This window comes from Stenotrophomonas sepilia (assembly GCF_003244875.1).
GTDB classification, from domain to species: Bacteria; Pseudomonadota; Gammaproteobacteria; order Xanthomonadales; family Xanthomonadaceae; genus Stenotrophomonas; species Stenotrophomonas sepilia.
On the sequence record NZ_LXXZ01000049.1, the window covers coordinates 34,909 to 48,276 of the forward strand.

A 13,368-nucleotide genomic window follows, 5' to 3' on the forward strand; every position below is an offset into this window, starting at 1 on the left:
CGGAGCCCCCCGGTGAAGGTCCTGTCGGTGTTCGGCACCCGACCGGAAGCGATCAAGATGGGGCCGCTGGTGCGCGCCCTGGCCGAGGCTGCGGACATCGAATCGGTGGTCTGCATCACCGGCCAGCACCGGGCGATGCTCGACCAGGTGATGTCGCTGTTCGAGATCACCGCCGACCATGACCTGGATGTCATGGTGCCCAACCAGACCCTCAATGGCCTGTGTTCCAGGCTGTTCGAGCGGCTTGACGCGCTCTACACGCAGGTCCGCCCGGATCGCGTGCTGGTGCACGGCGATACCACCACGGCGATGACCGCCGCCCTGGCCGCGTTCCACCACCGCATTCCGATCGGCCATGTCGAGGCCGGCCTGCGTACCGGCGACATCAACCGGCCATGGCCGGAGGAGATGAACCGGCGGGTGATCGACGTGGTCGGTCATCAGCTGTATGCACCCACTCCCGGCTCGCGCGCCAACCTGGCCCGTGAGCATCTGGGCGGTCAGATCCTGGTCACCGGCAACACCGTCATCGATGCCCTGCAGCAGACCGTGCAGCGCCTGGATGCCGATCCGGCACTGCGTGCCCAGGCTGACGAACCCTTCCACATGCTCGACCCCGGGCGCCGCCTGCTGCTGGTCACCGGCCATCGCCGCGAGAGCTTCGGCCAGGGCTTCGAGGACATCTGCCGTGCGCTGGCCGAACTGGCCCAGCGGCCGGACCTGCAGGTGCTGTACCCGGTGCACCTCAATCCGAACGTCCAGGCACCGGTCAACGCACACCTGGGCAACCTCGACAACGTGCACCTGGTGCCGCCGCAGGACTACCTGCGCTTCGTGCGCCTGATGCAGCGCGCCGACGTCATCCTCACCGACTCCGGTGGCGTGCAGGAAGAAGCGCCGGCATTGGCCAAGCCGGTGCTGGTGATGCGCGACGTCACCGAGCGCCCGGAGGCGGTCGAGGCCGGTGTGGTGACGCTGGTCGGGACCACGCCCTCGCGCATCGTCGAGGGGGTCAATGCGGCCTTGGCACAGCCACCGCAGCCGACCCGTTTCGACCCCGATGGCAGTCCCTATGGCGACGGCCGCGCCAGCGCCCGCATCGTCGCCGCCCTGCGTGGCGCTCCTCTTCCCGAGTTCTCGCCCGGTCTCCGCAGCGGCGGTGCCGCCCACCACCCTCTCCATGAAGTGACGCCATGAGCCAGACCGGCCGCTGTCCCCTGTTTGTTTCCGCCGCCGCGTTCGTCCTGTCGTGCGCGGTTGGCAGTGCCCACGCCGCCGACAGCGTCGCCGGCCAGTTCGCAGAATGGAGCGGCGACAGCACGGTGAGCCGGCAGATGACCCTGCGCGAACTCGGCTTCCGCCAGCCGCTGGTACTCAGTGGGCAGGAGAGCCAGCGCGAGGTCTACCTGCCGGTGCCGGCCGGTGTTGCCACTCGCGATGCGCAGCTGCAGCTCGATGGCCGCTATGTGCGTGGCCACGCCGGGCGAACTTCAGGCCTGTGGTCGGTGGATGGCGATCCGATCGCCGCGCGTTCGATCACCGATGCCCAGGGCGATGCCAGCCAGCTGCTGGCCATCGATGGCGAACCCCGCCAGAACGGCTTCGTGCGGGTCGGTGTCGGCTGGTGGTCGATCGTGTCCGACTACCAATGTGCCGACCAGAGCGCGCCGGCGAACGTGCTGCGGCTGTCGCCGGACTCGCGCTTCAGCTACCGCTTCGATGGGCGTGCCGTGGATACCGTGGCCAAGGCCTGGGGCGCGCTGCCACCGCGGGTGCGCCTGCTGGTGGAGGGCAAGGCGCTGCAGGCGCCCACCTATGATGCCGCCTGGCGCATTGGTACCGCGTTGCAGGCCGGAGGCAAACAGGTACAGGTGGTGGCGCTGCCCAAGGTCGGCGACAGCGTCGACCTGGCCGGCATCAGCATCCCGGCCAGCCTGCAGGGCGTGCCGGCGTACGCCGCGCTGGCCGCGGGCGAGCGCGTGCACGCGATCAAGGACCTGGCCGAAGTGGGAGCGCTGCTGTCGTTGCGTGACAGCGGGCCGTTGGCCGCCGATGTGATGATCGGCAGCGATGCATTGCGCGTCGGCGTACGCGCGGCGCTGGATGCGCTGGCCGCACAGGTCGGCGCGGCGGGCACCGATGCGGGCGCAGCGTTTGCCACGTGGCGCGATACTGACATGGGCGGCCTGGAGAAGCCCGCCGCCAACGCGTCGGTCAGCGTGGTGGCCGTTGCAGGCCGTCCGACGCTGGTGGTCGACCCGGCGGCAGCGGGCAAGGTTGCCGGACTGTTCGCCGAACAGTGGCGCAGCTATGCGCTGGGCCGCAGCCTGCAGGTCAGCGCAGCAGGAACGCCCAAACTGGACGGTGACCAGGTACTGCTGAGCCGGCTCGGAAACATCGCCGGAACCATGGATGTGGTGACCCGCGCCGACCGCAGCGCCAGCTTCGATCTGGGCACGCTGTCGGCCGATGGCCGCCTGCCCGAGCAAGTGGTGATCGATGTCTCGGCGGCCCCCAATGCGGCGGGTCAGGGCGCGGTGGCCACGATCTACCTCAACGACTACCTGCTGGGCGGCAAGGTGCTGTCGGCCAACGGCCAACCGCAACGGCTGGTGGCCAAGGTACCGGCCTACGCGCTGTCGGCGCGCAACGAGATCCGTGTCAGCTTCCTGCGCCAACCGGCACGCCCCTACTGCCACGATCCGGCGACCGGCTATCCAGTCTCGATCCTGCCCAGCAGCCACCTGACCCTGGCCAGGCGCTCGCTGGGCAGTGATTTCGTCGGTGCCAGCAGCCAGCTGTCACGCGGCAACCAGGTGTTCGTGCCCGGCGCCTGGCTGCAGGATGCACCGGCCTCGCTGGGCAAGGTCATCGCGGTGGCCAGTGCAGTGGGCGCTTCGCCGGAGGTGTCGGAACTGAAGGTGGTCGACGCCGGTGCCGCGGTCAGCCCGGGCGCGCCATGGCTGGCCTTCGGCGTTGCACCGGCCGGTGTCGATGTGGCCGGCCTGAAGGATGGCCACCTGCGCGTCGGTGGCACGTCGCAACCGCTGCTGGATGTCAGCGGCCTGGATCACGCCGCGGTGGTGCAGGTGGGTTCGTCCGGCGGCCAGCTGGGCGTTCTCTACAGCGACCTCGGCGCACAGGCACCGTCGTTCAGCGCACCGTTCCGGTTGCTGCGCGGCGATCTGGCCGTGCTTGACGGCACTGATGTCGTGCGCGAATTCGACCGCCAGGATCCTTATGGCACTCGCCTCGCGCACGACGGCAATCCGCAATCGAAGTGGGAACGGCACATGGTCTGGTTGCTGCTGCTGGTTGGCGTGATCGTATTCGCGCTGCTGGCCGCCCGCGTCACCCAGGTGCGCCGCCGCAAGTCCGCCAACGCAGGACATTGATCCACCGTGGACGGTCTGTTCTGGAACATCCAGCTGGCCAACTACTACGCTGCCCTGGAAACCACGGCGGCGGCGGTGGCCGTGCTGATCCTGATCTCCAGCCTCGATGACCTGTTCATCGATGTCTGGTACTGGGTGCGCGAGAGCTGGCGCGCGCTGACCGTCAAGCGCCGCGACGCGTACCGGCCGCTGACCCAGGAAGACCTGCTGCAGCGGCCGGAACAGCCGCTGGCGATCATGGTGCCGGCGTGGATGGAGTACGACGTCATCGCGCAGATGGTCGAGAACATGATCAACGTGCTCGACTACCGCGAGTACGTCGTGTTCGTCGGCACCTATCCCAACGACCAGCAGACCATCGACGAAGTCGAGCGCATGCGCCGTCGCTACAAGCGCCTGCGCCGCGTGGAGGTGCCGCATGACGGACCGACCAGCAAGGCCGACTGCCTGAACTGGCTGATCCTGGCGATCTTCGACTACGAGAAGCGCCACGACATCGAGTTCGCCGGGGTGATCCTGCACGACAGCGAAGACGTGCTGCACCCGATGGAACTGCGCTTCTACAACTACCTGCTGCCGCGCAAGGACATGATCCAGCTGCCGGTCACCTCACTGGACCGCGAATGGTACGAACTGGTGGCCGGTGTCTACATGGACGAGTTCGCCGAATGGCACGCCAAGGACCTGGTGGTGCGCGAGAGCGTGTCCGGCATGGTGCCGTCGGCCGGCGTCGGCACCTGCTTTTCGCGGCGTGCGCTGCTGGCGCTGAGCGCGCAGACCGACAACCAGCCCTTCAGCACCGACAGCCTCACCGAAGATTACGACGTCGGTGCGCGGCTGGCGGCCATGGGCATGCAGTCGATCTTCGCCCGCTTCCCGGTGCAGTTCCGCGTGCGTCGGCCGTCATGGTTCGGCTGGGGGCCGGTGCGCGAGCGCACCCAGCAGATGGCGCTGTGCGTGCGTGAGTACTTCCCCGACAACTTCCGCGCCTCGTACCGGCAGAAGGCGCGCTGGGTGCTGGGCATCGGCCTGCAGAGCTGGGAGTCGCTGGGCTGGCGCGGTTCGCTGGCTACCAAGTACCTGTTGGCGCGCGATCGCAAGGGCATCATCACCTCGTTCGTAAGCATCATCGCCTACCTCATCTTCCTGCAGTTGCTGTTGTTCTGGCTGTTGAAGGCGACAGGGGTGTGGACGATGCAGTTCCCCAGCGTGTTCCAGGCCGGTACTTGGCAGATGAATGTCGCGCTGCTGACCACGGCGGCGCTGGCGACCCGCGTCGTGCAGCGCTTCTACTTCGTCAACCGCTTGTACGGCTGGGAGCATGCGCTGATGTCGATCCCGCGCATGGTGGTCGGCAACATGATCAACTTCATGGCCACCGCCCGCGCATGGAAGGTGTTCCTGGCCTACCTGCTGTTCGGCAAGCGCATGGTCTGGGACAAGACCATGCACGACTTTCCCGATGCGGCACAGCTGGTGCAGACCCGCAAGCAACTCGGTGAGCTGTTGACCACCTGGCAGGCGGTGGAACCGGAGCGGCTGCAGCAGGCGCTGGCGCAGCAGCATGCCGGCCGGCGGCAGCCGCTGGGCCGCATCCTGCTCACCCAGGGCTGGCTGGATGATGAAACCCTGGCCGAAGCCATCGCCTTCCAGGGCGACCTGCCGCGTGCGGTCATCGACATCGATTACCTGCGCGCGGGATCATTCCCGGTCAGCGCCGATGCCTGCGTGCAGTGGCGCATGCTGCCGCTACCGCCGCAGCAGCAGACACTGCGGCTGGCCGTGGCCAGCCCATTGCCCGAAGACGCGCTGGCGTTGCTGAAGCAGGAAACCCGCAGCGCACACATCGAACAGAGCATCGCCCGCGAAAGCGAAATCAACGCTGGCCTGCGCCTGATCGGCGGCGACCAGCACTGGCAGCTGGACAACGTGCCCTTGCTGGGCGACCTGCTGGTGGAGATGCGCCTGATCGACCACGCGCGCTTCGAGATTGCACTGGATGCGTACAAGCCGCAGCGCGATGGCCGCATTGGCGATTACCTGGTCAAGCAGGGCATCACCACCGAGGACGCCGTCGCCCAGGCCATGCAGGAGCAGCGCCGGCGTGCGGCCGCGCTGCAGTCGCCGCCTCCCGGAGCCTTACCGGCATGAAGACCACGCTGCTGTCCACCGTCATCGCTGTCGCCCTGGCAACGGCTACCGCGCCGGCACAGGCGCAGGCCGATGCGCCGCTGCCGTTGTCCGGTGCGGCCTACCGCGTCGCCGAGCAGGCCTTCGCCGCCTACGAGCGCGGTGATTACGCTGCGGCCTACCAGCAGTCCAGCGAAGCGATCCGGTTGCGCCCGGACGTGGTGCGGCTGCGCCTGCTGCAGATCTATGCGTTGCAGAAACTGGGCCGGCCGGCGGAGGCGCAGCAGCAGGCGCGCCGTGCACTGGATGCCGGGTTGAAGGATCCGGCCTTGCCGGCATTGGCCGCTGCCACCGCTGCGCGCAGCACGCCCCCGGATGCCCGGGGCGGGCGCGCACCCTCTCCACCGCGCGCGGCCGGCAGCGGCGCAGACCGCGCCAGGCAGCAGGCCTACACGCTGGCCACCGAGGCCTATGCTGCCTATGACGCCGGGCGCATGTGGGAAGCGGCCAGCAAGGCCGAGCAGGCCTTCCGCCAGCAGCCGAAGCAGGGTGCCTGGGCGATGCTGTGGGTGGCGGCGCTGGAAGCACAGCAACAGGCCGAACTGGCCGACGCGGCCATCGGCACGGCGCTGCAGCTGGGCGCACCGAACGTCGAGGAACTGCGCGCGCGGCGCGTGGCGCTGGCCCGCCAGCGCGCGCTGCTGCAGGCCCAGCAGGCCTACCAGTCGCTGTCCACGCAGAACGATGCGGCGGCCGTCGCGCAGGCGCGCGCCGCCGTCGAGCTTGCGCCGGATGTTGCTTCGTACCGGTTGCTGTTGATCACCGCGCAGCTGCAGCAGGGGCAGCTGGCCGACGCCGAGCGCAGCGCCGACCAGGCACTGCAGGCCGACGGCGGGGATCTCAATGCCCGGGTGATGCGCGGCTATCTGCGCCAGCGCCAGGGCAAGACCGTGCTTGCCAATGAGGACTTCGACACCGCGCTCGCCATGCCGGGGTCCACAACGCAACAGCGCAACGTGCGCCTGCTGGCCGTGGATGCGGCCCTGGCCGCTGGGGATCGCGCACGTGCGGCTGCACTGCTGGCGCCGCTGCGGCCGGTATTGCCAGCCGATGCAGGCGATGCACGCGCGCAGCAGTTGCTGCAGCAGGGCATCGAGCAGCGCGCCAGGGCGACCGGATCCAGTCGCGAGCTTCCCCGCATGAGTGCGCAGGCCTATCCAGCGCCGTTCCAGCATTGCCAATCGGATGACGCCGCCAATATCTGCGAGCTGATGCCGGCTGACCTGCAGGGCGACGGTGGCGCTGCACAGCGCGCATATGCAGCCTACGCGCGGCAGGACTTTGCCGAGGCCATCGGTGAAGCACGGCAGGCCGTGCAACTCGCACCGGACGATGCAGACCTGCAAGGTCTGCTGACCACCACGCTGGCGGCAGGCAACCGCAGCCAGCAGGACGAAGCACGGCTGCGCCTGGACGCGGCACTGGCGCAACGCCCTGATGACGCCGGGCTGCTGATGCAGCGCGGCTATCTCAACCAGAAGGCCCACGAACCGGCGCGCGCACTGGCCGACTTCCGTGCCGCCGAGGCCACCGGCAAGGCACCCAAAAGCGTGGTAATCGACCAGGCGTATGCGAGTGCGGCCAACGGCGATCATCCTCAGGCGGTGTCGCTGCTGCGTAGCGCCATTGATCGCGCCGACGCCGGTGAGCTGCCTCTGGATGCGCATCAGCGCTACAACGTGCGCAATGCCATCGCCAACTATTCGCGCGAGTGGGGCGTGATCGCCTCGGCCGGCTTCCGCGGCGCGCGCCAGGCCGCGACCAATGTCGGCGGCGCGGCGATCAGTACGCCGGGCGATTCGGTGTTCAGCACGCTGGAAGCGTTCTGGCGGCCCCCGGCGTTCAACGACCAGCATGGCACGCTGGAGCTCTACACGCGGCTGCTCAACACGCTGTACGACGAGGGCGGCACCTACGAATCGATCCGCGCAGTGGACCCGTGCACCGGCGAATCGACACCCGACGCACGTGCACGCGCCGACCGTCTCAGCCGTTCGCGTTCCACCACCGGCTGGCCGTCCACCATCGCCTCGTTCGGCATGCGCTACGCCTTCGGCCAGACCGGCCTGAGCGCCGGCATCGAGCGCCGCCAGTTCCTCGGTAGTGCCACGCGCACGGGCGATGTCTATCCCGCCTCCGCGGCCGTGCAGTGCCGCATGCAGCTGGCCCTGAACCCGCCACTGGAATCCAGCACCCTGGCCCGCTACCGCCTGGCCAGCGGTTCCGGTGGCTGGATGTCCTACCTGACCTACGGCTATTACCACGGTACCGACCTGCGCACCGACGTGAACCAGTGGTGGATGGTCAGCGGCTACGCGCAGGGCGGTTACACATGGGATGACAACAGCGCGCATTTCACCCTGGATGCACTCGATGCCAACGGCATGCCAGTGCGGCGGATCGGTGATGCCAATGGGCGCCTGCATCGCGAACAGTGGTTCGCTGCCGCTGAACTGCGCGCCGGACGCAGCTTCCGTTTCGGTGCCGGGCAGACCCACTGGGTGGTCACGCCGTATGTTGTGGTGGGGGCGGACTGGCTGGACCAGCGCTCGCGCGTGCGCGGCATCCGCTACCCGCTGTTTCCGGTACAGTCGTTCGCGCTCAACGATACGCAGCGCAGCTGGTCAATGGGCGCAGGGCCGGGCCTCGGCGTGCGCTACTGGTTCCGCGAGGACCACTACAACACGCCGCGTTCCTACCTCGACCTGACCGTGCAGTACCGCTTTGCGATCGGTGGCGGTGATACGCAGCGCGCCAAGGGCCTGTTCGCCACCGCCATCCTCTATTACTGAGGCAGCCCCCACCGGCGCCGCAGCGCCGCCGCCTGCGGCGTGTCCTGGGTCAGCCACGGCTCCAGCGCATAGACCAGCACGTGCTGTGCGCCGCTGTCGCGTGCCCACGCCAGCTGCCGTTGGATTCGTGCGGCATCGGCAGTCTCGCCCTTGAACCCGCTGCCATCAGCGGCGCTGCCGGGCAGTTCGCGGAACAGCTCGACGATCACATCGAAGCCGATGTCGTGCGCGTGGAAATGATCGAGCAACGGCTGAAGCTGCTGCACGTTGCCGGCGCCGGCAACGCCCACGCCGTCCTGCACCATCGGTCGCAGCGTGGCCTGGGCCAGTACCGCCTGCCATAGCGTGACCAGGTCGCCATCGGACTGCAGGCGGCTGAAGTAGCAGGAGATCGCGCAGTCACCGCCGCGCGCGCCGGTGGCGTCTGCCAGCCCGTGCAGCCATTGCGCCAGCCATTGCTGGCGGGCCGGATCGGCCCAGTGGTACTGCTCCAGTTCGTAGGGCAGGTACCAGCCCCCGAAGGCCGGCTGCTCGGCCCACGGCGCCTGTGCCAACCAGCTGCGTGCGTGCGCCAGGCTGTCGGCCAGGAACGCCTGCAGCGCGGCGTCGTCGGCGCCGATCGCCTGCCACCAGCGCTGCTGGAAGGGTAGGCCGACACGGATGCGCAGGTTGTTCTGGCTGGCGGCGGTGAACAGCTGCTGCAGGCTGCCGTCGGGCAGTGACCAGTCGCCGTCACTGCCGCCGACGATGCCGGTCCATTGCAGCACCAGCTGACGGCAGCCCAGCGTATGTGCAAGCTTCAACGAGCGCTGCCAGTCGGCCGGTCCCCACTGCAGGTGGCTGCGCCAGGGCTGCAGGAAGGTGCCGTCGACCTGCACCGGCAGCGAGCAGCCGGGCAGGGTAGCGAGCGTACCGGCCAACGGCGCCAGCACGGCCGCGCGCAGCAGGCGGCGGCGCAATGGCGAAGACGGATCTGCGGGAAGGACGGGCGCAACCATGCCCGCATCATCCCAGAGCACCGTGCGCAGCAGGTGAACCCAGCGACGGGTGGTGCCGGCCGCTGGCCGGCATCGCCCCCCGATTATTCCAACGCGTAGCGCAGCGCGAACAACACCGCCACCAGCCACACCGCCGGATGCACCTCGCGCCAGCGCCCGGTGCCGGCCTTCAGCGCCGCATACGCGATGAAGCCGAATGCCAGGCCGTTGGCGATCGAATAGGTGAACGGCATCGCCAGCGCACACAGTGCGGCCGGCACCGATTCGGTCAGGTCGCTCCAGTCCACTTCCACCAGTTCGCGCAGCATCAGGCCGGCCACGAACAGCAGCGCCGGTGCGGTGGCATAGCTGGGCACCATCGCCGCCAGCGGCGAGAACAGCAGCGCGGCCAGGAACAGCGCCGATACGACCAGTGCAGTCAGGCCGGTACGGCCACCCACCTGCACGCCCGAGGCGCTTTCAGCGAAAGCGGTGGTGCTGCTGGTGCCGAGCACCGAACCGGCCACGATGGCGGTGCTGTCGGCCAGCAACGCGCGACCGAAGCGCTTCTGTGCGCCCGGCAGCTTCAGCAGACCGGCGCGGCCGACCACGCCGTACAGGGTGCCGGTGGCATCGAACACTTCCACCAGCACGAACACCAGCACCACCTGCAGCAGCACCGCGATTGGTGCGCCGCCGTCATGGTGCAGCAGGCCCGGCAGGTCCAGCTGCAGGAAGGTGGGGGCCAGGCTCGGCGGCAGCGAGACCAGGCCCTGGTACTGCACGTCGCCCAATGCCCAGCCCGCACCGGTCACCGCCAGGATGCCGATCAGGATCGCGCCGCGGATCCGGCGTGCTTCCAGCACTGCGATCAACAGGAAACCGGCCAGCGCCAGCAGTGGCGGCGCCGTGTTCAACGGGCCCAGCGCCACCAGCGTGTCTTCGTTGCCGACGATCACGCCGGATTTCTGCAGTGCGATGATCGCCAGGAACAGGCCGATGCCGGCCACGATCGCCGAGCGCAGCGACGAAGGAATGCCCGACACCAGCCATGCCCGCACACCGGTCAGCGACAACACCAGGAACACCAGTCCGGAGATGAACACCGCCCCTAGCGCCTGCTGCCACGGCAGGCCGGCAGCGCCGACCACGGTGAACGCGAAGAACGCGTTCAGGCCCATGCCCGGTGCCATGCCGACCGGGAAGTTGGCCGCCAGCGCCATTACCGCCGAACCCAGCGCGGCGGCCAGGCAGGTGGCCACGAACACCGCACCCGCATCCATGCCGGTCGTGCCGAGGATCTCCGGGTTGACGAAGACGATGTAGGACATCGTCAGGAAGGTGGTGATGCCGGCCAGCAGCTCGGTACGCACGGTGGTGCCGTGCTGCTGCAGCTGGAACATGCGCTCGAACAGGGACATGGAGATTCTCGCGACGATAAGGTGTCACGACCAACGGTCGTGACCTACCCGAATGCAGAACGTGGGTACCGACCGTTGGTGGTGGGTACCGACCGTTGGTCGGTACGCTTCAAAGCGTCACCACCAACGGTGGTGACCTACCGAAAGGAGAAAGGCCGCGCGAGCGCGGCCTTTCCGGTTGCCTTACTTCAGCGCCTTGAAGCGCAGGCGCTTGGGCGCAGCGTCATCGCCCATCCGGCGCTTCTTGTCTTCCTCGTACTCGCGGTAGTTGCCCTGGAAGAACTCCACGTGCGAGTCGCCTTCGAAAGCGATGATGTGCGTGGCGATGCGGTCCAGGAACCAGCGGTCGTGCGAGATCACAAAGGTGTTGCCCGGGAACTCCAGCAGCGCGTCTTCCAGCGCGCGCAGGGTTTCGATGTCCAGGTCGTTGGACGGTTCGTCGAGCAGCAGCACGTTGCCACCCTGCAGCAGGGTCTTGGCCATGTGCAGGCGGCCACGCTCACCACCGGACAGCGAACCGACCATCTTCTGCTGGTCCTGGCCCTTGAAGTTGAAGCGGCCGATGTAGGCGCGAGACTGGATCTCGATGCCGTTGATGTTGAGGATGTCCAGGCCGCCGGCGATTTCCTGGAAGACGTTGTGGTTGCCTTCCAGCTTGTCGCGGCTCTGGTCCACGTAGGACAGCTGCACGGTCGGGCCGATCACGATCTCGCCCGAATCCGGCTTTTCCTGGCCGGTGATCATCTTGAACAGGGTCGACTTGCCGGCGCCGTTCGGGCCGATGATGCCGACGATCGCGCCCGGCGGAATCAGCATCGACAGGTTGTCGATCAGCAGGCGGTCGCCGAACTTCTTGGAGACGTTCTTGAACTCCATCACCATGTTGCCCAGGCGCTCGCCCGGCGGGATGAAGATTTCGTTGGTCTCGTTGCGCTTCTGGTAGTCCTGCGACTGCAGCTCTTCCAGGCGGGCCAAGCGGGCCTTGCCCTTGGAACGGCCGCCCTTGGCGTTCTGGCGCGACCACTCCAGTTCCTTCTGGATCGCCTTCTGGCGGGCCTTTTCCTGGTTTTCTTCCTGCTTCAGGCGTTCATCCTTCTGCACCAGCCATTCGGTGTAGTTGCCCTTCCACGGAATGCCGCGGCCGCGGTCCAGTTCCAGGATCCACTCGGCGGCGTTGTCCAGGAAGTAGCGATCGTGGGTGACGGCCACCACGGTGCCGGTGTAACGCGCCAGGAACTGCTCCAGCCATTCAACCGACTCGGCGTCGAGGTGGTTGGTCGGTTCGTCCAGCAGCAGCATGTCCGGCTTCTGCAGCAGCAGGCGGCACAGTGCCACGCGGCGCTTTTCACCACCGGACAGGTTGGCGATCTTGGCGTCCCACGGCGGCAGGCGCAGCGCATCGGCAGCCACGTCCAGCTGGTTTTCCAGGGTGTGGGCATCACCGGCGGCCAGGATCGCCTCCAGGCGCTCCTGCTCCTTGGCCAGCGCGTCGAAGTCGGCACCTTCTTCGGCGTAGGCGGCGTACACCGCTTCCAGTGCGGCCTGGGCCTGCAGCACTTCGCCCACGCCTTCCTCGACCGACTCGCGCACGGTCTTGTTCGGGTCCAGTTCCGGTTCCTGTGCCAGGTAGCCGACCTTGATGCCCGGCTGCGGGCGGGCCTCGCCCTCGAAATCGGTGTCCACGCCGGCCATGATCTTCAGCACGGTGGACTTGCCGGCGCCGTTCAGGCCCAGCAGGCCGATCTTCGCGCCCGGGAAGAAGGACAGCGAGATGTCCTTGATGATCTGCCGCTTGGGCGGGACCACCTTGGACACGCGGTTCATGGTGTAGATGTATTGCGAGGACATGAGGTCTCCGTAGGCGCGGCCCTGCGCCCGGCCCATCACGGGAACATCCCGTTGTGGCAGCGGGCACAGACTGGAAAGGAATACCGTCAATTATAGCCGGAACCGGTTCCGGGCCGCGCCCGTGGCAGGGGCGCGGGCTGGCCGCGGCCTGAATACTTCGTCACAGTCCTGCAGCGGGAAGCGTTTCCAGCCGGAAACGGTTCAGATCGGGTGCGCAATATGGGCTCACCACCACCCAAGCAGAGGTCTGACATGCGCATCAATCGAGTAATGGCCAGCGCCGTGGCCCCGGCCTTTGCCGACAACGACCACCGTCGCGGCCATGACCGCCGCGAGTGGCGCGAGGACCGCCGCGAATGGCGACAGGACCGCCGTGACTGGGAACGCGACCGCCGCGAGGCACGCCGCGACTGGGAGCGCGACCGCCGAGACTGGCACCGCGACCACGACCGCTACTACCGTCCGGCCCCGCCGCCGCCGCGCGTGGTCTACCGCCCGGCCTACGGCCCGGGCTACGGCTGGAAGGTCGGCCACCGCTACCGCGATTACTACCGCGGCCCGATCTATGTGGTGAACGACTACCCGCGCTACCACCTGCGCCGCCCGCCGTATGGGCACCACTGGATCCGCGACGACCGCGGCAACATGCTGCTGGTGGCGGTGGCGACCGGCATCATCGCCGACTACATCATCAACAGTCGCTGAGGATCGCGGCTGGGGTCGGATCCCTTTCCACGGAAAGGGC

Annotated in this window: 8 protein-coding genes; 5 read left to right on the top strand and 3 right to left on the bottom strand. The window is 68.0% G+C overall.

The features are described from left to right. Window positions 1–12: 12 nt before the first annotated feature. From wecB to A7X97_RS09355, 4 genes are read left to right on the top strand one after another with little or no spacing between them, the layout of a single operon-like run. Entirely contained in the window at window positions 13–1,197 is a 1,185-nt protein-coding gene (gene wecB, locus A7X97_RS09340) for a non-hydrolyzing UDP-N-acetylglucosamine 2-epimerase (protein WP_053498091.1), read from the top strand. Next, window positions 1,194–3,395, top strand: coding sequence for a hypothetical protein (locus A7X97_RS09345; protein WP_111007846.1), 2,202 nt, complete (start codon window positions 1,194–1,196; stop codon window positions 3,393–3,395). The genes wecB and A7X97_RS09345 overlap by 4 nt, the downstream gene beginning before the upstream one ends. Before the next feature lie 6 nt (window positions 3,396–3,401). Next, window positions 3,402–5,546 (top strand): glycosyl transferase family protein, encoded by a 2,145-nt coding sequence (locus tag A7X97_RS09350; RefSeq protein ID WP_111007847.1) that lies wholly within the window; start codon window positions 3,402–3,404, stop codon window positions 5,544–5,546. Further along, entirely contained in the window at window positions 5,543–8,377 is a 2,835-nt protein-coding gene (locus tag A7X97_RS09355; RefSeq protein WP_088496289.1) for an NfrA family protein, read from the top strand. The genes A7X97_RS09350 and A7X97_RS09355 overlap by 4 nt, the downstream gene beginning before the upstream one ends. Here the strand turns inward: A7X97_RS09355 and A7X97_RS09360 are convergent. From A7X97_RS09360 to ettA, 3 genes are all read right to left on the bottom strand, one after another. Further along, window positions 8,371–9,375, bottom strand: a complete 1,005-nt coding sequence (locus A7X97_RS09360; protein ID WP_072167829.1) for a DUF4434 domain-containing protein — start codon at window positions 9,373–9,375, stop codon at window positions 8,371–8,373. The genes A7X97_RS09355 and A7X97_RS09360 overlap by 7 nt on opposite strands. Before the next feature lie 83 nt (window positions 9,376–9,458). Beyond that, on the bottom strand, window positions 9,459–10,775 hold the full coding sequence (locus tag A7X97_RS09365; protein WP_072167830.1) for an NCS2 family permease: 1,317 nt from the start codon (window positions 10,773–10,775) through the stop codon (window positions 9,459–9,461). Between the two features lie 183 nt (window positions 10,776–10,958). Then, the gene (gene ettA / locus A7X97_RS09370) at window positions 10,959–12,623 is read right to left on the bottom strand and encodes an energy-dependent translational throttle protein EttA (RefSeq protein WP_005415249.1); all 1,665 of its coding nucleotides are present in this window, start codon (window positions 12,621–12,623) and stop codon (window positions 10,959–10,961) included. Between the two features lie 252 nt (window positions 12,624–12,875). Here ettA and A7X97_RS09375 point away from each other — a divergent pair, with 252 nt between their 5' ends. Continuing rightward, entirely contained in the window at window positions 12,876–13,328 is a 453-nt protein-coding gene (locus A7X97_RS09375) for an RcnB family protein (protein WP_111007848.1), read from the top strand. Window positions 13,329–13,368 lie beyond the last annotated feature (40 nt).

Excerpts from the sequence above, each read along its gene's own strand:
- A7X97_RS09365 (WP_072167830.1), bottom strand. The coding sequence starts at position 10,775 with ATGTCCCTGTTCGAGCGCATGTTCCAGCTGCAGCAGCACGGCACCACC.
- A7X97_RS09345 (WP_111007846.1), top strand. The coding sequence starts at position 1,194 with ATGAGCCAGACCGGCCGCTGTCCCCTGTTTGTTTCCGCCGCCGCGTTC.
- A7X97_RS09355 (WP_088496289.1), top strand. The coding sequence starts at position 5,543 with ATGAAGACCACGCTGCTGTCCACCGTCATCGCTGTCGCCCTGGCAACG.
- A7X97_RS09360 (WP_072167829.1), bottom strand. The coding sequence starts at position 9,375 with ATGGTTGCGCCCGTCCTTCCCGCAGATCCGTCTTCGCCATTGCGCCGC.
- A7X97_RS09375 (WP_111007848.1), top strand. The coding sequence starts at position 12,876 with ATGCGCATCAATCGAGTAATGGCCAGCGCCGTGGCCCCGGCCTTTGCC.
- ettA (WP_005415249.1), bottom strand. The coding sequence starts at position 12,623 with ATGTCCTCGCAATACATCTACACCATGAACCGCGTGTCCAAGGTGGTC.